The sequence below is a fragment of the Kitasatospora sp. RG8 genome, from assembly GCF_017813315.1.
Taxonomy (GTDB): domain Bacteria; phylum Actinomycetota; class Actinomycetes; order Streptomycetales; family Streptomycetaceae; genus Kitasatospora.
This window is the reverse complement of record NZ_JAGIYX010000042.1, coordinates 37,702-57,884: the sequence shown is the minus strand read 5'-3', so window position 1 is coordinate 57,884 and position 20,183 is coordinate 37,702. Positions and strand designations below refer to the sequence as shown.

Here is a 20,183-nt window from a genome sequence, read left to right as displayed (position 1 = left end):
GACGGCCGTGCCGGACGTACCGGACGTCCCCGCGGGCGTCACCGGGGCCTGGGCCCGGTTCTGCCCGGTGCCCTGGCCCCACGGGCCGGCCCAGCAGCACGCCGCGGGCCGGCACGCGGCCGCCGCGGCCCTGCACGCGGCCGGGGCCGGGCCCGGCGCACACCACGTGCCCCGCGGCCCCGGCGGCCGGCCGCTCTTCCCGCCCGGCTACCCCGGGTCCATCTCCCACACCGACCGCCTGGCGGTCGCCGTCGTGGTCCCCGGCGCCCGCGCGGTCGGCACCGACCTCGAGAACGCGGCCATCGCCCCCCGCGTGGCCGGCTTCGTCCTCGCCGGGCCCGAACGCCACCGGCTGCTCGAACCCGCCGGCCCGTACACCCCGCGCGAGCTGTTCGCCGCCAAGGAGGCGGCCTTCAAGGCCATGCACACCACCGGAGCGCCCGAGGGCCTCCTGTTCTGGCAGATCCGGCTCGCCCGGCACGCCGGCACCCTGACCGCCTCGCACCACGGGCGCCGGGTACCGGTGTGGGTCCGCTCCACGGCGGACCTCTCGTTCGCCGTGGCGGTACGGCGCTGAACCCCACGGCCCACCTCGTCCTCCCCGGCCCGGCCGGCGAAGGAACAGCGCAGGAGAAGAGGGGGAAAACCCGCAATGAACCGCACCATCCTGGACGTCGTCGACGGCATGTTCCGCCACCAGCTGCAGGTGGCCGAACTCGACCCCGACGTACCGCTCGTGAACTACGGCCTCGACTCCGTGCGCTCCATCACGCTGGTCGTCGACATGGAGTCCGAGTTCGGCGTGCAGATCTCCGACGAACAGGCCGCCGCGATGCACACCCTGCGCGACGTCGCCCACCAGGTCGGCGCCAGCCTGGCCGCCCGCACCGCACACGACGGGCAGCCCTCATGAACACCGACGACGCCTTCGCCCGCCACACCCGCCCCGAGTTCGCCCGCCTCTTCCGTGCCCTGCGCCTGGACGCGGTCTACCAGAGCGGCCACGGCGACCACCTCACCCTGCGCCCCCCGCTCCCCGACACCACCGACACCGACACCGGGGGCGGCACGGCCGGCACGGCCGACACCGACACCACGGCCGACGCGGACACCACCGCCGGCACCGCAGGCACCGCAGCTGGCACGGCCGCCACGGGCGCGCCGGACACCGTCGGCACGGACACCACGGCCGACGCCGGCACCCCCAGCACCGCGGCCACCGCGGCCGGCACGGACACCTCCAGCGCGAGCACCGCGGCCACCACGGCCGCCGTGGCCGGCGGGGAGCGGGTGCTGGACCTGGTCGGCGGCGCGGGCGCGTCACTGTTCGGGCACAACCACCCCCACCTGCTGGCGGTGGCCCGGCGCTGCCTCGACGAACAGGTCCCCTTCAACGCCCAGGCCAGCATCCGCCCCGCCGCGGCCGAACTGGCCCAGCGGCTCTCCCGGGCCGTCGGCGCCACCACCGGCGCCTCCTACGTCGTCACCCTCGGCAGCACCGGCGCCGACGCGGTGGAAGCCGCCGTCAAACACGCCACCGTCGAACACCGCCGCCGCCTGGGCGCCCTCCAGGAAGACCTCGAACAGGCCCTGCGCCGGGTACGGCGCGACAACCTCGCCGACGTCCCCTGCGCCGGCGGCCCCGCCACCGGACGCCCCTGCGCCGAGGTCCTCACCGAAGCCCTCCAACGCTGCGAGGCCGTACGCGACGCCGAACCCCTGTTCGTCTCCCTGCGCGGCGCCTTCCACGGCAAGACCGCCGGCGCCGGCCCCCTCACCCACGGCGGCAACGTCCCCGCCGACCTCCACGTCCCCGGACCACGCCACCACCGCCTCGACGACTGGACACCCCACGCCGTGCGGACCGCCCTGGACGGCGAACGCGTCACCATCCACCCCGTCACCATCGACGCGGCCGGCATCCCGCACTCCACCACACGCCACCTCTCCCCGCTCGCCGCCTGCTTCGCCGAACCCCTCCAGGGCGAATCCGGCGTCCACGAAGTCCCCGCCGCCACCCTCGCCGCCCTGCGCCACCTCGCCGACCACCACGACGCCGCCCTGGTCTTCGACGAGATCCAGTGCGGCATGTCCCGCACCGGCACCTTCCTCGCCTCCCAGGACAGCGGCGTCAACGCCGACTACTACCTGTTCTCCAAATCCCTCGGCGGCGGCCTCGCCAAAATCTCCGCCCTGCTCGTCACCGAGGACCGCTACGTCCCCCAGTTCGGCCGCCACCACACCTCCACCTTCGCCGACGACGACTTCTCCGCCCGCATCGCCACCGCCGCCCTCGACCTGGCCCTGTCCTGGCGCGAACGCATCACCAAAACCGGCCTCCTCCTGCGCGAACGCCTCGACGAGGCCGCCGCCCGCTGGCCCCGCGCCATCGCCGAAGTCCGCGGACGCGGCCTGCTCCAAGGCGTCGAGTTCCACCTCCCCCGGCCCGCCTCCGGCCTGCTGCGCGAAGTCTTCGACACCGAATCACTCGGCTACCTGATCGCCGGACGCCTCCTGCACACCCACCGCATCCGCGTCATCCCCACCCTGTCCGCCCCCACCACCGTGCGCGTCCAGCCCTCCGCCCTACTCGAAACCGACGACATCGAACGCATCGGCACCGCCTTCGAAGACGTCGCCGCCCTCCTCACCCACGGCGACTACGCCACCCTCCTGGACCACCTCACCACCGCGCCCACCGGCCCCTGGCAGCCACCCCGCCACATCCCCCGCCCCCGCACCACCCGCCCCGCACCACCCCCCGCCCGCCCCGGCGACACCCCCCGCGTCGCCTTCCTCGCCAACCTCGACATCCCCGCCGAACTCCCCTCCCTCGCCCCCGAACTCGCACCCTGGACCACCCCCCAGTGCGAAGCCGCCCTGGAACGCATGCACGGCGAACTCGACCCCTTCGAAGTCACCCGCCACCACATCACCTCCCCCACCGGCACCCGCACCGAAGTCATCATGATCGCCGCCCCGTTCACCGCCGCCCAGGCCACCACCGCCCTACGCGCCGGCCACGGCAACTGGCTGCGCCACACCGTCCTGGAAGCCGTCGAACTCGCCCGCTCCCTCGGCGCCCGCGCCATCGGCCTGGGCGGCCACACCTCCATCGTCACCGACGCCGCCCGCGCCGTCGTCGAGGACACCATCAAAATCACCTCCGGCAACTCACTGACCGCCGCCTGCGCCCACGACCTGATCCGCCGCCACCTCACCACCCACGCCCCCGGCACCCGCCACGCCGGCCTCGTCGGCGGCATCGGCAACATCGGCGCCGTCATGGCCGAACTCACCGCCCCGCACTGCGACTCCCTCCTCCTCGTCGGCCGCCCCGGCTCCGCCAGGCGCCTCCACACCCTCGCCAAACGCCTCGGCCACCTCACCGACATCCGCATCAGCGAAGACCTCGACGCCCTCACCGACTGCCCCACCATCATCACCGCCACCAACTCCGCCGACCCCGTCCTCCTCCCCCACCACCTCCCCGCCCGCCCCGACGTCCTCGTCTGCGACCTCGCCGTCCCCGGCGACGCCCACCCCGACCTCGCCACCACACCCGGCGTCACCCTCGTCAACGGCGGACGCATCCAACTCCCCGACCACCAGCAACCCCACTTCCCCGGCATCACCCTGCCCCCCGGAATCCTCTACTCCTGCATGGCCGAAACCATCCTCCTCGGCCTCGAACCCCACACCCCCAGCCCCTCCTACGGCGCCCTCACCCCCCACGGCGTCCACGCCGCCCGCGACCTCGCCGCCCGCCACCACTTCCACCCCGCCCGCACCACCGCCCACACCCTCACCGTCCAACCCTGGACCGGGCAGACGAACACCGCCACCACCAAGGAGCGCCCCCGATGACCCGCCCGCACCCCCGCCACCCCACCATCCTCCACGCCCTGCTCGCCAGCGCCGAACAAGGCCACCACGCACCCACCGTCACCCTCGCCCACGACACCACCCACCAGGAAACCCTGCGCCACGACACCCTCCTGAACGCCGCCGCCCGCACCGCCGCCGCCCTCGCCGAACACGGCATACGCCCCGGCGACCGCATCGTCCTGTGCCTGCCCACCGCAGCACCCTTCACCACCGCCTTCCTCGGCACCCAACTCCTGGGCGCCACCCCCACCGCCATCGCCGTCCCCGCCCGCCTCGGAGGCGCCGCAGGCTTCGAAAGCCAACTCAAAGACCTCCTCGACTACCTACGCCCCGCCGCCCTCATCACCACCCCCACCGTCATCACCGCCCTGCCCCACCCCACCGACACCCGCCTCATCAACGCCGACACCCTCCACACCCGCGCCCTCGACCCCACCGCCCCCACCCACCCCCTCAACCCGCCCCACCCCGACACCCTCGCCCTCATCCAATGCACCTCCGGCTCCACCGGCACCCCCAAAGGCGTCCAGATCACCCACGCCAACCTCGCCGCCAACTGCGAACAGTTCACCACCGCCCTGCACTGGACCCCCCACGACACCACCGTCAGCTGGGCCCCCCTCTACCACGACATGGGCCTGATCACCGGACTCATGTGCCCCCTCTACGCCGGCGCCGACACCGTCCTCATGCCCCCCACCCGCTTCCTACGCGCACCCACCGAATGGCTCCACCACATCACCACCCACCACGGCACCATCGCCGCCGCCCCCAACTTCGCCTACGGCTACCTCACCACCCGCGTCAACGACGACGACCTGAACGGCATCGACCTCTCCACCTGGCGCATCGCCCTGTGCGGCGCCGAACCCGTCAAACCCGCCACCATCAAACCCTTCATCGAACGCTTCACCCGCTGGGGCCTACCCCCCAACGCCTTCACCCCCGCCTACGGCATGGCCGAAGCCACCCTCGTCATCACCACCACCCACCCCGACACCCCCCTCACCCACGACTCCATCAACCGCCACACCGCCGCCACCCACCACACCGCCACCGACACCGACCCCAACAGCCCCGACGCCCTCCACATCGTCGACTGCGGCCCACCCCTCACCAACACCCGCATCCGCATCACCGACACCCACAACCAACCCCTCCCCGACAACCACATCGGCCACATCCAATTCCAAAGCCCCTCCCAAACCACCGGCTACCACAACCTCCCCCACGAAACCACCAACGCCACCACCCCCGACGGCTGGTGGAAAACCGGCGACATCGGCTACCTCCGCAACGGCAACCTCCGCATCACCGGCCGCGCCAAAGACCTCATCATCATCCGCGGCGCCAACTACTACCCCACCGACATCGAACACGCCGCCGAAACCGTCCCCGGCATCCGCCCCGGCGCCGTCATCGCCCTCGCCCACCAACCCGACCACACCGACACCGAAGAACTCCACCTCATCGCCGAAACCGAACTCCACCCCACCCACCACCACACCCTCCGCCAAGCCATCCACGCCGCCATCACCACCCACACCGGCATCCACACCACCACCATCCACCTCGTCCCCAAACGCGCCATCCCCAAGACCACCAGCGGCAAACTCCAACGCACCAAAGCCCGCGAACTCTTCCTCCACACCACCCCACCCACCACCAAACCCACCAGCCCGGACACCGCCCCACATTGACGAGACCGAGCAAGAAGCCGCCAGCTCGAGTGCGACAGGACCGCAACTCTCACCCGTCTCATCCGAGTTGGCAACGAATGAGGCTCTGACCAGTAGGGCTGCCAGGTGGTGTGGGAACGGACTCCGACGCTGTTCTCAGCCGAGTTGGCTCTCGCGGAACCGGATCTCACACGGTGGGGACGGCACAGGGCTCCGGAACTGTCCCGCCCCATCGACGTCTGCGCCGTTTCACCGGAGTCTGAGCGTGGGCGATCGCCTCACCTTGGAACAGGAGCTCACGTCCCCAGGGCGAGGAACTGGCGGGCGCCGCGGAGCCTGGTCCGGAGCCGCTGCTGGGTGGCCCGGCTGTCGAGGCGGACGTCGAGTGCTCCAGGGAGTGCACTGTCGGCCCGCAGGCCGGTGGGGAGGCGGGAGGCGTCGAGCCCGTCGCGCCGGGCGATGAGGGTGCCGAGTTCGTGGCGGCTCACGGCATCGGATCCTGCCAGGTGGTGCACGCCGGACAGGTCGCTCGACGCGATTTCCAGCAGGGCGGCGGCCAGGTCGGCGACGTGTACGGGGCAGCGGATGTCGTCGGTGAACAGGGCACCGGTACGGATGCCTGCCACGAGGTCGTGCACCGCGCGTACGTGTTCCGATCGCCGGTCGCCGACGATCAGGGAGGTTCTGGCGACGGCTGCGCCCGGGTTCACGAGGCGGATGCCGGTCTCCGCCGCAGCCTTCGCGGCGCCGTAGGGGGTGAGCGGGTCGGGGAAGCAGGATTCGTCGTAGTGGACGTGGGCACCGGAGAACACGGCGTCGCTGGATACATGGACCAGGCGGCTGCCGTGCTTCGCCGCGGTCATCGCCAGGCGGACCGGTCCCTCGGCCGTGACCCTCCAATCGGGTCCGCCGCTCGTCGCGTTGACGACCACACGAGGCCCCACCTTGGCCATGACAGCCTCGATGCGGTCAAGGTCGCGCAGGTCGAGGGCGTGCCACGAGACCTTCGAAGTGCTACCGGGCCGGCTGGCGAAGGTCGCAGCCGTCGTATGGCCCGCCGCTGCCGCCTGGCGGACCAGCTCGGCACCCAGGAATCCACTGCCTCCGACGATCAGGATGGTCATGGTGCGACACAGTAGAGGAGGTGCCGCTCACGCGTTGATGAGACTGATCAGACTCCGCTGAGACGGGTCAGGGGCACCAGTGATGAGGCTCCCTGGATTTCCCACCCCCCGCTTGGGCGCTCCCCAGACCTGCTCGCGCGATTCCCCACCCTGCGGCACGCTGACCTGCGGACGGACGCCGCTCGGGAGGGGCCGCCCGATAGCCGACCAGGTCCAGGGGGCGGGACGGACCGTCCAGGGTGGCCGAAGGCCAGCTGTCTATAACGGCTAGTTTTGGCTCCGCTTATACGGGTTCGGCTGGCCCCACCTGAGTTCCGGGTTCTTTGGGCCCCACCCGTGCCCATAGTTCCGACATGACGTCAGATGGCGCAGTGGCGCCTTTGGTCCAGTTGGCGGCGCAAACCCGCGTGCGGCTGGACGGGTGTAGTTCGACACCTGACTCCGGTGGCCTCCGCCCGAAGCGGTGCGCCTCCGGGTTGCATGGGCCTGCGCCTCGGCGCGGGGCGTGCCGGCGTCCTTCACGGCCCCGGACCCGACGAATGAAAGAGCACAATGGCAGAGCACGACCCTCGTAACCGCACTGGTCGCGGCCCTCTACTTCGCGGGCTCGCCGCAGCCGTGCTCGCAGTCGGCATGCTGGTGGCCTCAGCGGGACCCGGATACGGGACCGGCGCGGCCGCTCTGGCGCCCGGCACACAGTTCACGCCGCTGACGGCGGCAGTGATGACCGAACCGACGCCGTTCGACGCCACGGACGGCAAGACCCACCTCTCGTACGAACTGCTCACCACGAGCGCACTGTCCAGCAGCACGCCGGTGCGGCTTGACCGCGTCGACGTCAAAGACGCCCGCACCCAACAGGTCATCGGCTCGCTGAGCGGGCAGGCGCTGGCCGAGGCCGCCAATCCGGTGGGCGACCCCCTGCCCGGTGCGGACGGGTACACCCCGCCGCCTCCGGCGCCGACGCCGACCGTCATCCAGGGCTCCCAGCAGTGGATCATCTGGCTCGACCTGACCCTCGACCACGGCCGGGCGGCGCCCGAGGTCCTCGTACACCATCTCTCGGGTGCCATCCTGACCGCCTCCGGCCCCTCCGCGTTCGACGAGACAGTGCAGGCCACCCCGACCGCCCGCACCGCGCCCTTGAACCTGAACCCGCCGGTCCTCCCCGGCACCTGGTACGCCAGCGAGTCGTGCTGCGGCAACACCCACCACCGGCGCGGCCTCGCCCCGATCAACGGCCGCTTCGGCGTGCCGCAGCGCTTCGCGATCGACTGGTACCGGGTCGGCGAGCAAGGGCAGTCCTGGGAGGGCGACCCCGCCCAGCTCACGAGCTACCTGAGCTACCGTCAGCCGGTCGCGGCCGCGGCCCGCGGCCGCGTGGTGGAGGTCCAGGACGGAATCCCGGACAACCCGCCGCCCCACACGCCGCCAATCCCGCCGATCGAGGACACCGTTGGCAACCACATCACCCTGGAAGTCGCACCGGGCCGCTACCTGCTCTACGGCCACCTGCAGCCCGGCTCGCTCAACGTCCGGGAGGGCGACTGCGTCGAACCCGGCCAGGTCCTCGCGCTGATCGGCAACAGCGGCAACTCCACCACCCCGCACCTGCACTTCCAGGTGATGACCACGGCCGAGTTCTTCCCGACCGACAGCCCGCCGTTCACCTTCCAGCAGTTCCGCGTCCTCGGGCAGGTCGAACCCCGGATCTGGGACGACAACTTGGGCCTGCAACCGACCGGCGTCCTGCCGATCACGCCCTCACCGTACGAGGGCCCTCACCGTGCGCAGTATCCGCTCGACCGCGAGGTGCTGGAGTTCTGACCCGACTCCGGCACATCCCCCGGGCGGGCGCCGACAACACGGCGCCCGCCCGGCCGCATCCTGTCGGGACGCATCGGGGCGGGCGCGGCACACCACAGCTATCGGTCACCGCACGCTTTTTCGTCACACCCACCACTCCGTTGCACGGCAGGCCGTGAAACCTCACCCGATGGAGGGGGCGGGGCCGAAAGAACCCGTTAAAACAGCCGGCGCGAAGCGCCGCCGCAGGCGCCCTTGACCGGCCGGCACGGCCCGCACACTGCACGAGCGGGGCGGCCCCGACCCGCGAAGCTCGTGATGCTCGCTGAGGTTCCCCACTCAGTTGAAGGCCGGACTGAGTGGGGAACCGTGAGTAGCCCTGGCCGTCTTCCGAGATCTTCATCACCAGTGCGGCGGGTGAAGCAGTGAGAATCCGACAGCTCCGATGAGATTGAGTGAGAACTGGCCAACTGCAGTGCGACAGGACCGCAACTCAGTGCCATCTGATCGCTCTTGCACCCATGACCCGCCAACTCTCTTGAACATTCGCCAACAAGCGAGAACGGCCACACGGCCCGGCCGGGCAAGTCGACCGGGCCCACAGTCGGCGACTGCCCGGAATCGAAAACGGGCTGTTCGGCCCAGGCTCGCCCGGAACCGCCGGGGTTGAACGAGCCGATCGAACAGCGGCAGGATTCAACGCCATGGAAACCTCCTGGGAGATTATCAACTCACTTATACAGAGCCTGAATTCACTGTCCAAGGTGCCTCCCGAGCAGGCCATCCTGGGGCAAGCCCTCAAGCTCTGCGAGGAGGCCGGCGAGGTCGCCGAGGCCGTCATCGGGATGCTCGGGATGAACCCCCGCAAGGGCCTGTCCCACAACGTGGACGACGTGCGTGCGGAGGCATGCGACGCCGCCGTGACCGCCCTGATCCTGATCGCCCGCACCGGCGCCGACCCGCGTGCAGTCTTCGAGAAGCACCTCCAGCACCTGGCGGGCCGCTCACTCACCGGGGAGGCCCGCACTTGAGCACCCCCACCACGACAGACGCCGACGACGCCGACGCCGCCGCGATGATGGAGTGGCAGCCCCCGAGCAGCGACGCGGAGATCATCGACGGCTCGAAGACCACCCTGCGGGCCACCGCCCGCGCCCTGCCCCGACTCCTGGTCCTGGCGCTGCGCCTGGGCCGGCAGGCCGACCGCACCGCCTTGATCACGCTCCTGGCGTGCGCGGCGGCGTCGGCGGCGGCATCGGGCTTCGGCCTCCTGGCCACCACCGGCATGATCACCCATCTCGTCGCCGACAACGCGCCGATCGCGGATCGCCTGGCGCGCTCGGTCCCGTCCGTCGCGTTCCTGGCCGCGATGTCCGGGACGGCCGCCGTGCTCCGCATCGTGGGTGAGTGGGTCGCCGACCGGATCGGCCCGAAGATCGCCCGAGCCGCCGAGCTGGAGCTGATCGACGCGGCCACCCACGCCGAGGTCGTCGCCTACGACAACCCGAAGTTCCAGGCCGCCTGGGACGCGGCCGACCGGGGCGCGGGCTCCACCCGGGACCTGCTCTCCCAGACCCGCGACGTCATCGGCTACACCGCCAACCTCGTCGCCGCCGGGATCGTGATCGCCACGATCCACCCGGTGCTTCTTCCGCTGCTCGTCCTGGCGGTCATCCCGCAGGCCCTCGCACGCACAGCAGCGGCCAACGCCTTCTACCGGGCGATGATGGCCACCTTCGGTGCCACCCGCGCGGCCAACGTCCTGCGCTGGTTCCTGTGCGACCGCCGCTGCGCCGCCGAGGTCCGCTCCAACACCATCTCCCCGTTCCTGCTGCGCATCTACCGCCGGGCCGCCGCCAGGGTCACCGACGCCACCGACGCCACCGCCGGCCGCAGTGCCGTTCTCGGCCTGTACGGGGCCGCCGCCTCCGGCATCGGCGCGTTCCTGGTCTGGGGCGGCCTCGCCTGGCTCCTGGCCAGCGGCCACGTCACCCTGGCGTCGGCCGGCACGGCGGTCATCGCGCTGCGCTCGGCCGCCGCCGACCTCCACTCCGCCGCGAACTACTCCGCGGCCGTCCACCGCACCGGCCTGTACGTCGGCGACTGGCGGTCGTTCATCGAGATGGCCAGGGCGCAGCGGCTCGACCGCGGTGTGGCCGCACCGCCGGCCGGGACGGCGGTGATCGAGGCACGGAACGTCACCTTCACCTACCCGGGCTCGGAGCGGCCCGCCCTGCGGGGCGTGGACTTCACCGTCCGCCGGGGCGAGATCGTCGCGGTCGTGGGCGTGAACGGTGCGGCGAAGTCGACGCTGATGAAGCTGCTGTGCGGCCTCACCCTGCCCGACGCCGGGACGGTGTCCTGGGACGGCGTCTCCACGCGTGACATGGCCCCGGACCTGCTGTGGCGGCAGACGGCGCTGGTCCAGCAGGACTTCTCGCACTGGCCGCTCACGGTTCGCCAGAACATCACCCTGGGGCAGCCCACCGGGCGCGGGGACGCCGCCGTGCTGGAGGCCGCTGCCGCCACCGGCGCGGACGAGGTGATCGCCGAGCTGGCAAGCGGCCTGGACACCCTGCTGGCCAAGGAGTTCTGGGGCGGCGCCGAGATCAGCGAAGGGCAGTGGCAGCGCGTGGTCACCGCCGCCGCGTTCCACCGGGCGCAGTCCGGCACGCTGCTGATCCTCGACGAGCCGACCGGTGCGATGGACCCGCGTGCCGAGCACCGGATCTTCAACGGCCTCGCCGAGATCGCCAAGGACTGCGCCACCGTGCTGGTCACCCACAACCTGGAGAACACCAAGGTGGCTCACCGGATCGTCGTCCTCGACCACGGCCTGGTGATCCAGGAAGGCAGCTTCGAGGAACTGGCCGGCGCCCCGGGCATGTTCGCCGACCTGCGCGCCCTTCAGCACGACCGTGGCCGGCAGCTGCCCGCGCAGCGCACCGACAGGAGCACAACGTGATCCCGTACGACCTTCTCGCCCGCCAGGCGCTCGACGCAGGCTTCGGGAGGCCGGCCGCCGGCGTCGTGGTCTTCGACGTATCCGGCCGGGTGCTGATGCTGCGCCGCAAGCCGGACGACGTCCTGCCCGGTCTCTGGGACTACCCGGCCGGCGGTCTGGAGGACGGCGAGCGCCCCGACGCGGGCGCGGCCCGGGAGCTCTTCGAGGAGAGCGGCATCCAATGCACGGACGTGGAGTACGTGCGTGCCCTGGACTTCACCGACTCCCGGGGCCGCCGGACCCGCCAGTTCGTCTTCACCGCGACCGTTCCGGACGGCACGGCGGTGACGCCGACCGAGCACGACGCGTACACCTGGGCGGACCTGGACGACCTCCCGCCGACCAGCGACGGCCACCGCGAGGTCCTCGGGTGGCTGCAGCGCTTGCGGGCGCGGCCCGGCTGGCGGCCGGTCGCGGTCGCGGGCGGCGGGTCGGGTGGTGGTGCTCCGTTCGGTCGCGGGGCCTCCCGGGCCGGGCGGGTGAGGGGAGGTGCCACGCCAGCCCGCCCACCCATGCCGGGCTACAGGAGCCGGAGGCAGTCCAGGGCGAGGTAGGCGGCGGCGGTGTCGGTCATCTCGCCCCTGCGGAGCACGCGGGTGCGGAACTCGGTCAGGGGCAGGGTGACCACGTCGATGAACTCCGTGCGCTCCGGGGTCGGCTCGGCGACCTTGACGCAGTTGGTCGCGAAGAAGGCGACGCGCAGGGCGTCGGAGTAGGCGTCGTGCCAGTACGGTCCGGCGGCGTTGACCTCGCCCCGGTAGCCGGTCTCCTCCAGCAGTTCCCGGGCGATGGCCTCGGCCGCCTGCTCGCCGGGTTCGATGAAGCCTCCGGGCAGTTCGTACAGCACGCGGTCCGGGCCGGGCCGGTACTGGCGGGCCAGGATGACGTGCTGGTCGGGGGTGAGGGCCAGCACCGCGCCGGCCGGACGCTCGCGCTTGAGGTAGAACTCCTCCTTCCGTCCGTCGGGCAGCTCGAAGTCGACGCGGTCGACGGACCGCCCGAACTTGCTGAACTTGGTGGTGCGTTCGATCTCGCGCCACGACGCGGTGGTGTCGGCCATGGCCAGGACTGTACGACCCGGGGCCCGGCCCGGGTGCTTACTGCGCCTCCGGTCGGCAGCCGGACCCTGACAGCGGGTGGGGTGCGTCCGGGAAACCACCAGATCGGGTGACGGTGGCAGAGCAGATCGGCAAGCAGCCCGGGCGCCGCTCGCTACGGCTCGACCAGCGCGGCAGCACCCGGGCCGAACTCGCCCGACCAGGCCGGATCCATCACTTCACGGCACCACGTGGACTCCTGCTCCAGCACGCCGAGCACCTCATCCGAAGGATCGACAGCGTTCAGTCCGTTTCCGGGTCCAGCCACGGGTAGCCGATCTCGGAGATGTCCTCAGCCAGGTCCGCCAAGCTGACCTCAGGGTTCAGCAACGACACGAGTTCCTGGTCCAGCGGCCGCAAAGCCTGAACCTGGCTCACCGCCCCCAGGTCGATGGAGACCTCGTAGTAGTCCTCGGCGAAACGCTGGAACGCCTCCGGCGAACGGTCCACCAGGAGGCTGAACAGGCTCGTCGCCCCGTCAGGATCGACAGCACCCTCGGGGAAGTCGATCGTCCCGTGGTGCCACCGCTCGTCGGTCGGCCCCCGCCACAAGCAGGCCGTCACGACGGGCACCCCCTCGTCGTCGGTGAACGCCGGCTCCTCGACGAAGGGTTTGAAGAGCTCGGGGACCTCGTCAACAACGCCCGGCCAGGGCTCGCCGTCGTTGCCGAAGGGGCTCATCGGCGATTCGTGATCGAAGCCCCGCACATAGGCCCCGGCCGCCGAGAAGACGATCGAGTACTCGTCTCCCGACCCGTTGCGCATCGACGCCATCTCCTCGCCGTCGGCCCAAGCGGCGTTGTAGGAGTGGTAGCGCCCCTCCCAGTCCGGGCTCAGGATCGCATCGAGCATCGCCAGTGAACGACACAGGTCCCGCAGGTCGGCGATGGCGGGAAGGCGGCGGGCCACGTCATAGACAGTCACATGCTCATCCAACCCGATGCCACCGACACCCAGGCCTCGCGTGACTCGGCACGGTAGTAGTCGTCGGCAGTGCCACTCGACGTTCGGTTTCCCGATCCTGTCAGCACCGACAACGCACCCGCCCCCGGATGCCGGAGGTGGACCGGCGTTGGGCGTCCGTCGCCGCCGACCCGCTGATCTGTCGGGTATGTGGCGAAACCGCCATTGAGCTGGGAATTCTCGCTGGCAGCCGACGTCGCGGATCCCCTAGAGTCGGCGCGCCCGTCCCGGTCGGGGTGGTGGCGTCCCGGCGTGCGTGGTCGAGCCCGCATGGCGATTCCCAGGAGTTGACGATCTGATGGTGTGTATGGCGTGCGGGGCACGCCCGGTGGGGACGGACAGCGGCCGCTGCTTCGGCTGCGCGGAGGCGGCTCCCGGCTGGGCGGCGGCGCTCCGTCCGGCGAACGGCCTTGCCGCGGCGGTCTACGTCCTGCTGGGATTGAACGCCGTCCTGGCGGCGGCGGTGGTCGCGGTCGACGTCCGGTGCGACCTGCTCCTGGGCCGGCTGCTGGACGGGTCGGGCGACGCCGGCCTCGACGACTTCGACGCGGTGGACTCCGTGGCGGAGGCGCTGAACGGGGTGTTCCTCCCGTTGGCGCTGGCCACCGCCGTGATGTTCATCGTCTGGTTCCACCGGATCCGTGAGAACGCCGACCTGCTGCTGCCGAACGGGCACCGCCACGGCCGCGGCTGGACCATCGGGGCCTGGTTCACCCCCATCGTCCTGCTCTGGTTCCCCTGGCAGCTGATGGTGGACTGCTGGCGGGCGAGCGCCCCGCTGGACGCCGAGGGACGACGACGCGCGCCGTCCGAGAAGGTGCTCGCGCTGTGGTGGTCCACCTGGATCGGCTCGATCGTCCTCGGCCGGATCGCGGCCGCCTCGATGCACCGCGTCGACCTGGCGGTCCTCGACAGCCTGGATGACCTGCGCAACACCATCCGGGTCGAGGTCGCCGGGTCGGCGCTGCGCCTGGTGGCGGCGGTGGCGGCGATCCTGGTGGTCAACCGGCTGACCTTCATGCAGCAAGCCCGCCGGGCCGAGGTCAACCCGCTCGCGGCACGGGTCGCCCAGGAGGCCCGGGTCCAAACCCTGGCGTCACCCCCGACTGCGGCCACAGCACCCGCCGCCACACCCGCGTCCGCCGCCACGTCCGCATCCGCCGACGCACCGCATGCCACCGCGCCGGAGGCCGGGCCTCCCGCCTGACGGTCCGAACGCTGTGCTGCATTGAACAGGACGGCGACGCAGCGTCCCGACCTGCGAATGCTGATCGCCTACGGCTTCCGTATCCACCCGCGCCGGTTCGGGTCGGACCGCCGGTTGCTTCCGCCGTAGCCGCCCGGGTGCGAGCTGCGTTGATCCGGCGCGGCAGGGCGCTGCTGAGGTGGGGGCGCGGCGGACGGCCGCTCGCCACTTGCTCGATGTCGTGCTCGGCAGGGCACATCTGCGGGGCCCGGAAGCAGGGAGTTCCTTGAAGGCAAGGGCTGGCTCGGCGACAGGGGCTGGGGCCCGCTCCCACCAGTGCATGGGGAAGCCGACGAGCTCGATCCTGGCGCAGGTGCCGAGTTGGGTCAGCAGGACGTGGTGGTTGGTGGTGTCGTTCATCGCCGATCCCGTTGGTGCGCAGCCGGGCCGACACGGCGACGCGGTGCTTCAGCGGGTCGGCGGAAACGTGTGATGACGGTGCCAGCGTGCGGGTGCTTGGGAACCGAGCTCGGCTGGCCGGGGGCCGCACGGCAGTCGACGGTCGGGGCGCTCAGTCCTGCCCGCGGACGGCTACTGACTTCGCCTCGTCTGGGCGATCCTTCGCCAAGTCCCTGACGGGCCTGCACCGGTGGTTGGCTGTACGTCCTGGTGTGTGAGACATGCGGATGGGGGTGGGCTGACCACCGCGGGACGTGCACGCAGGGGTACCGATCCAGGCGGCCGAGCTGTTCGCGCCGGTTGCTGGTACGACGCCACGGTCTGCGCGACGTCAAGCACGGATACGGCAGAGGCGGATCGTCGCTGCCGTCCCCACCTGCTCCGCATGATCGAACGTGGGGTCCTTATGACGGTCGGCTCTCCGGGCCAGTCCCGGCTGCGGGCGGCGGTCGGATCGGCTGAAGCCCTCCGCAGGGGAGGAAGTGGTTCGTCGGTTCAGGTCGCGCGGGCCGGGGAGCTGGTTACCACCTGGCGCAGGAGCTCGGCGTTGCCGGCCGTCCGCTTGAGCCGGTCCAGGAGCAGTTCCGCGGCCTGCTGGGCGTCGAGACCGCCCAGAGCCCTGCGCAGGGCCCACGTCGCGGGCGTGCGAGCACGGCCGAGGAGGAGTTCCTCATGGCGGGTGCCGGAGGCCTTGACATCGACGGCTGGGAAGACGCGCCTGTCGGCGAGGCGTCGGTCGAGGCGAAGCTCCATGTTGCCGGTGCTCTTGAACTCCTCGAAGATCAGGTCGTCCATGCGGGAGCCGGTGTCGACGAGGGCGGTGGCCAGGATGGTCAGCGAGCCGCCGTTCTCGATGTTGCGTGCCGCGCCGAAGAGCCGCTTCGGGTGTTGGAGGGCCGTGGCGTCGAGGCCGCCTGTGAGGGTCCGTCCGTGGGAGGGGGCGGTGGCGTTGTGGGCGCGGGCGAGGCGGGTGAGCGAGTCGAGCAGGACGACGACGTCGTGGCCGAGTTCGACGAGGCGCTTGGCGCGTTCGACGGCGAGTTCGGTGAGGGCGATGTGCTCGCGGGCGGGCCGGTCGAACGTGGAGGCGATGACCTCGCCCTTGACCGAGCGACGCATGTCGGTGACCTCCTCCGGACGCTCGTCGACCAGGACGACCATCAGGTGGCACTCGGGGTGGTTGCGGGCGATCGCCGCCGCGATCGTCTGCAGGACGATCGTCTTGCCTGCCTTCGGCGGCGCCACGATCAGACCGCGCTGACCCTTCCCGATCGGGGCCATCAGATCGATGACGCGGCCGGTCAGCTGCTGCCGGTCGGTCTCCAGGTGCAGTTGCTGCTGCGGGTACAGCGGCGTCAGTTCATGGAACGCGGGCCGGGGCACGGACTCCTCGACGGCGCTGCCGTTGACCGTGTCGATGCGGGCCAGCGACGGGCGGGAGGCGCCGCCCGCACGAGGGCGGGCCGCCCCCGTCAGGACGTCGCCGGGCCGCAGGCCGAGCGAACGCACCTGACCGGCGGGCAGGGGAACATCGGTGGGGCCGGCGAGGTAGCCGGAGGTGCGCAGGACGGCGTTCCCCTCGCGGACGTCCAGCACACCGGCGACCGGGACGAGGTCGTTCCCCACGGTGGTGGCCGGCCGCTCCGGCCGGTCGGAGCGGCCACGCGTTCGCGGCGCCGGAAGTGCGGGACGGCCGGCGTGGCTTTCGACGTCCGCAGGCCGGGGACCGGCCGTCGGCGTCGGAGGCCGGTCGGTGGAGCGCTCGGCGGTGATCGCCTCGACGAGTTCGCCCTTGCGCAGGCGGGCGGCGCCCGGGATGCCGAGGGCGGAGGCGAGCTGGTAGAGGTCGGCCCTCAGCAGGCCGTCCAGCGGCGTGGTGGTCGACGGTTCGGTGGTGGTCGTCACGAGAAGGTACTCCTGTGATGTCGAAGGGTGTGGCGTGCGGGTGTCGAAGGGTGTGGCGGCGCGCGGCGGGCCCGGCGTGGGTGGCACGGAGCAGCGCTGAGCGGCACGGCCGGCCGGGCGCCGGGAGCGGGACCGCGGTCCGGCCGAAGCACCCGGGCGGGCGCGGGACGATGGGCCAGGACGGTCGGCGCGGCCGCGTTCCGGCGGCACGCCCGGCCCCTGCACGGCCACGAAGGGACCTGGCAGGTGGAGTCGGTTGCCCGTCGGCGACGGTTCGCCGGGACGCTGCCGCGGAGGGCGACTCTCAGGTGTTGCCGATAGACCAGGCACGGAGCGCTGGAAGGGCGGAAGTCCGCCTGTATCCGGGCCCGCCGTAGCGGGGTGCCCCGGTATGCAGTGGCGCCTGGTTCCCGCACCCTGAGGGGTGGGCGTCCAGCGTCGCCTTCATGCAGGGTAGCACCGCGGTGCACTGTGGCGCTTAGGAATATCCGGCGTGGCGCCCACACCGCCGTGCCGCCTGGCTCCCCAGGCCGCCGCTGTGCCCCGGCCGCGGCCGGCCTTCTCGGCAGCTGCTCCGCCGGGTGGGTCCGTTTCCGTCCCGCACGTCACGGCCCAGGAGTGCACCCACCACGAGATCGCCCGCTTCTTCCGCTCGCCCTACCCGGGACGACGATCGACGATCGACGCCCGGCGCGCGGATTCGGGGCGCAGAGCGCCGGCTGGGAATGCGAGGGAGCTGCGTGAAGTGGCCGCAGCGAAGCCCACCCGGCGGCCGATGCCACGAGTGGGTGCCCGCCGCCGCGCACGAAACCGGCGATCATCCGCCGTGAGGCGGCCAGACGGCCTGGGAGTACCCGGGCGGCCTATGGCCGGCGGGTGGGTTTGGCCAGCAGGGCCTCGGCGGCGGCCGTCGCGACGACCTCGGCGACCGTGGACAGGGCGGGCGAATCCAGCTTCCACTGCTGCCAGTACAGGGGGACGTCCATGGGCCGGGCGGGTGCCAGTTCCACCAGTCGGCCGGCCCTCAGCAGCGGCCCGGCCTGCGGTTCGGGTACGAGACCCCACCCGAGACCGGCGGCCACCGCGTCCCGGAACCCGTCCGAAGCGGGCACCAGGTGGCGGGTCCGACCGGCGCCCGACCGCCCCCGGGTGAGGGACCGGACGAACGCGTCCTGGAGCTCGTCGCGCCGGTCGAAGACCACGGTGGGGGCTTCGCACAGATCCTGGGCCAGCTCCCCGGCGAGATGACGGGCCGCGAACTCCGGCGTGGCCACGGCCAGGTAGCGGGCCAGCCCGAGCCGCCGCGCGGTGCAGCCGGCCACCGGTTCGGGCGAGGAGGTGACGGCGGCCATCACCTGACCCTCGCGCAGCAGGGCGGTGGTGTGGGACTCGTCCTCCCGGTAGAGCTCGAAGCAGATCGGCGGGTCCTGCGGCACCTGGGTGAGCGCGGGCAGGAACCAGGTCGCGAGGGAGTCGGCGTTGACCGCGATCGGGACCCGGGCCGGGCCCTGCTCGGCCGCCAGGCCCAGTTCGTCGCGGGTGTCGCGTTCCAGGCGGGCCAGCTGGCGGGCGAAACGGACCACCACCTCGCCGGACTCGGTGAGCCGTACCGGCTTGGTGCGCAGGAGCAGGACCCGCCCGGTGCGCTGCTCCAGGGCCTTGACGCGCTGGCTGACGGCGGAGGGGGTCACGTGCAGGGCGGCAGCCGCGGCGTCGAGGGTGCCCTCGTCGACCACCGCGAGCAGGGTCCGGACCTGGTCCAGGGGAAGCTCGTCCATAAGTACGGCTAAGGTTACCTAAGAATCTTTAGCTGTACTCATGGATGAGCGGTCCATACGGTCGGAGCCATGAACAGCAGCACCATCGCCGCCGTAACCGCCGGTTTCGGTACCGGGCTCTCCCTCATCGTGGCCATCGGGGCCCAGAACGCATTCGTCCTGCGCCAGGGCGCCCGCAGGCACGCCGTCCTCGCAGTGGTCGCCATCTGCGCCGTCTCGGACGCGGCGCTGATCGCACTCGGCGTGACGGGCGTGGGCACGGTGGTCACGGCCTGGCCGGCGGCGCTGACCGCAGTGGGCCTGATAGGCGGAGCATTCCTGCTCTGCTACGGCTTCCTGGCGGCCCGGCGGGTGCTGCGCCCGGATCCGGCGGCCGCGCTCACCGGCGGAGGACCAGAGGCGGGGTCCGTCCGGCGAGCGGTCCTGACCTGCCTGGCGATGACCTGGCTGAACCCTCACGTGTACCTCGACACCGTGCTCCTGCTGGGCTCGCTCGCCTCCAACCGCGGCGACCTGCGCTGGGCCTTCGGCACGGGCGCGGCGCTGGCCAGCCTGTGCTGGTTCGCCGGCCTGGGCTTCGGCGCCCGGCTGCTGAGCGGCGTCCTGTCCCGGCCGAAGGCCTGGCGGGTGCTGGACGGCCTGGTCGCGGCGACCATGCTGGCGATGGGCGCGATGCTGGTCGCCGGGGCATAGGGCGACCTGACCGCCGACCGAATACCGCAGCTTCCGAATACATCCGGTTACCAGCTGTCCAGGGCCTGCGGCGCGGGTGCGTGCGCATCGAGCTTGATGAGACCGGCCGCCCCTACCGTTGGACACTGCGTAACCTGGCCTTCAAAGAAGAGGACGACACCAACGGCGTCCCGGCGACCTGGCGCGTCGCTGAGGCCGTCGCCCGCACCGTCGCTGTCCTTGAAGCCCTCCACCCGGCGAGGGACGACGTGCTTCTCTCCCTGCCGTACCCGGTCCTGCGTGCCAGCGCGACGCCGACGGCGAGAAGCCGGTTGACCATCGTGGATCTGCGGCCGCCGACCGACCGTGCGGCCGGCTTGTCGAATCGGTGTGGTGGACGGGCGACAAGCCCGACCGATGCCATTGCTGGTGGGGCACACGCGGGACGGTCGGCAGCCCGGTTCTGCTCACATCGCCCCAGACGCTGGAAACTGGGCTGCAGTGCGTGCAGCGCCATATGGCAGCGATGGACATATGAACGAGCCTGAGAAGGATTTCTGCAAGTGGCCGAGTCGCTGGATTATCTACACCTAGGCATGCGATGCCTCCGAGTTGACAATTT

Annotated in this window: 15 protein-coding genes; 10 read left to right on the top strand and 5 right to left on the bottom strand. The window is 71.7% G+C overall.

The features are described 5' to 3' along the window. Window positions 1-7: 7 nt before the first annotated feature. The 4 genes from J5Y04_RS37405 to J5Y04_RS37390 all read left to right on the top strand — a co-directional run bounded on the left by J5Y04_RS37405 (window position 8) and on the right by J5Y04_RS37390 (window position 5,588). A complete protein-coding gene (locus tag J5Y04_RS37405; RefSeq protein WP_209416997.1) occupies window positions 8-577 on the top strand; it encodes a hypothetical protein in 570 nt (189 codons plus the stop codon). A gap of 75 nt (window positions 578-652) precedes the next feature. Further along, a complete protein-coding gene (locus tag J5Y04_RS37400; protein WP_209416996.1) occupies window positions 653-913 on the top strand; it encodes an acyl carrier protein in 261 nt (86 codons plus the stop codon). Continuing rightward, window positions 910-3,867 carry an aminotransferase class III-fold pyridoxal phosphate-dependent enzyme gene (locus J5Y04_RS43375; RefSeq protein WP_209416995.1) on the top strand — a complete coding sequence of 986 codons (2,958 nt, stop codon included), beginning with the start codon at window positions 910-912 and terminating at the stop codon, window positions 3,865-3,867. Before J5Y04_RS37400 ends, J5Y04_RS43375 begins: the two co-directional genes overlap by 4 nt. After that, window positions 3,864-5,588 carry an AMP-binding protein gene (locus J5Y04_RS37390; protein ID WP_209416994.1) on the top strand — a complete coding sequence of 575 codons (1,725 nt, stop codon included), beginning with the start codon at window positions 3,864-3,866 and terminating at the stop codon, window positions 5,586-5,588. Before J5Y04_RS43375 ends, J5Y04_RS37390 begins: the two co-directional genes overlap by 4 nt. Window positions 5,589-5,863: 275 nt before the next feature. On the opposite strand, the gene J5Y04_RS37385 is transcribed toward J5Y04_RS37390, so the two are convergent. Continuing rightward, complete coding sequence (locus J5Y04_RS37385) at window positions 5,864-6,691, bottom strand: sugar nucleotide-binding protein (protein ID WP_209416993.1); 828 nt, start codon at window positions 6,689-6,691, stop codon at window positions 5,864-5,866. 723 nt (window positions 6,692-7,414) lie between these two features. On the opposite strand from J5Y04_RS37385, the gene J5Y04_RS37380 reads away from it, so the two are divergent. The 4 genes from J5Y04_RS37380 (at window position 7,415) to J5Y04_RS37365 (ending at window position 12,055) form a co-directional block, all read left to right on the top strand. Further along, window positions 7,415-8,518, top strand: a complete 1,104-nt coding sequence (locus tag J5Y04_RS37380) for a M23 family metallopeptidase (RefSeq protein WP_245206245.1) — start codon at window positions 7,415-7,417, stop codon at window positions 8,516-8,518. 683 nt (window positions 8,519-9,201) lie between these two features. Beyond that, a complete protein-coding gene (locus J5Y04_RS37375; protein ID WP_209416991.1) occupies window positions 9,202-9,528 on the top strand; it encodes a MazG-like family protein in 327 nt (108 codons plus the stop codon). Further along, complete coding sequence (locus J5Y04_RS43080) at window positions 9,525-11,462, top strand: ABC transporter ATP-binding protein (protein WP_256463615.1); 1,938 nt, start codon at window positions 9,525-9,527, stop codon at window positions 11,460-11,462. The genes J5Y04_RS37375 and J5Y04_RS43080 overlap by 4 nt, the downstream gene beginning before the upstream one ends. Continuing rightward, window positions 11,459-12,055 (top strand): NUDIX hydrolase, encoded by a 597-nt coding sequence (locus tag J5Y04_RS37365; protein ID WP_307853500.1) that lies wholly within the window; start codon window positions 11,459-11,461, stop codon window positions 12,053-12,055. The genes J5Y04_RS43080 and J5Y04_RS37365 overlap by 4 nt, the downstream gene beginning before the upstream one ends. On the opposite strand, the gene J5Y04_RS37360 is transcribed toward J5Y04_RS37365, so the two are convergent. Beyond that, window positions 12,022-12,561 (bottom strand): NUDIX hydrolase, encoded by a 540-nt coding sequence (locus J5Y04_RS37360; RefSeq protein WP_209416990.1) that lies wholly within the window; start codon window positions 12,559-12,561, stop codon window positions 12,022-12,024. The genes J5Y04_RS37365 and J5Y04_RS37360 overlap by 34 nt on opposite strands. A 280-nt stretch (window positions 12,562-12,841) precedes the next feature. Then, window positions 12,842-13,522, bottom strand: coding sequence for a hypothetical protein (locus J5Y04_RS37355; RefSeq protein WP_209416989.1), 681 nt, complete (start codon window positions 13,520-13,522; stop codon window positions 12,842-12,844). A 346-nt stretch (window positions 13,523-13,868) separates the two neighbouring features. Here J5Y04_RS37355 and J5Y04_RS37350 point away from each other — a divergent pair, with 346 nt between their 5' ends. Beyond that, complete coding sequence (locus J5Y04_RS37350) at window positions 13,869-14,768, top strand: DUF4328 domain-containing protein (RefSeq protein ID WP_209416988.1); 900 nt, start codon at window positions 13,869-13,871, stop codon at window positions 14,766-14,768. A 933-nt stretch (window positions 14,769-15,701) separates the two neighbouring features. On the opposite strand, the gene rho is transcribed toward J5Y04_RS37350, so the two are convergent. Then, window positions 15,702-17,111 carry a transcription termination factor Rho gene (gene rho, locus J5Y04_RS37345; protein WP_209416987.1) on the bottom strand — a complete coding sequence of 470 codons (1,410 nt, stop codon included), beginning with the start codon at window positions 17,109-17,111 and terminating at the stop codon, window positions 15,702-15,704. Between the two features lie 863 nt (window positions 17,112-17,974). Beyond that, entirely contained in the window at window positions 17,975-18,889 is a 915-nt protein-coding gene (locus tag J5Y04_RS37340; RefSeq protein WP_209416986.1) for a LysR family transcriptional regulator ArgP, read from the bottom strand. Between the two features lie 69 nt (window positions 18,890-18,958). Here J5Y04_RS37340 and J5Y04_RS37335 point away from each other — a divergent pair, with 69 nt between their 5' ends. Next, window positions 18,959-19,582: a LysE/ArgO family amino acid transporter gene (locus J5Y04_RS37335; protein WP_209416985.1), complete on the top strand. Its 624-nt coding sequence runs from the start codon at window positions 18,959-18,961 to the stop codon at window positions 19,580-19,582. The last annotated feature ends 601 nt before the right edge of the window (window positions 19,583-20,183 follow it).

Bases quoted from the DNA above. Each gene is read 5' to 3' on its own strand.
- J5Y04_RS37360 (WP_209416990.1), bottom strand. From the start codon at position 12,561: ATGGCCGACACCACCGCGTCGTGGCGCGAGATCGAACGCACCACCAAG.
- J5Y04_RS37390 (WP_209416994.1), top strand. From the start codon at position 3,864: ATGACCCGCCCGCACCCCCGCCACCCCACCATCCTCCACGCCCTGCTC.
- J5Y04_RS37380 (WP_245206245.1), top strand. From the start codon at position 7,415: ATGACCGAACCGACGCCGTTCGACGCCACGGACGGCAAGACCCACCTC.
- J5Y04_RS43375 (WP_209416995.1), top strand. From the start codon at position 910: ATGAACACCGACGACGCCTTCGCCCGCCACACCCGCCCCGAGTTCGCC.
- J5Y04_RS37350 (WP_209416988.1), top strand. From the start codon at position 13,869: ATGGCGTGCGGGGCACGCCCGGTGGGGACGGACAGCGGCCGCTGCTTC.
- J5Y04_RS37340 (WP_209416986.1), bottom strand. From the start codon at position 18,889: ATGGACGAGCTTCCCCTGGACCAGGTCCGGACCCTGCTCGCGGTGGTC.
- J5Y04_RS37400 (WP_209416996.1), top strand. From the start codon at position 653: ATGAACCGCACCATCCTGGACGTCGTCGACGGCATGTTCCGCCACCAG.
- J5Y04_RS37375 (WP_209416991.1), top strand. From the start codon at position 9,202: ATGGAAACCTCCTGGGAGATTATCAACTCACTTATACAGAGCCTGAAT.
- J5Y04_RS37385 (WP_209416993.1), bottom strand. From the start codon at position 6,691: ATGACCATCCTGATCGTCGGAGGCAGTGGATTCCTGGGTGCCGAGCTG.
- J5Y04_RS37335 (WP_209416985.1), top strand. From the start codon at position 18,959: ATGAACAGCAGCACCATCGCCGCCGTAACCGCCGGTTTCGGTACCGGG.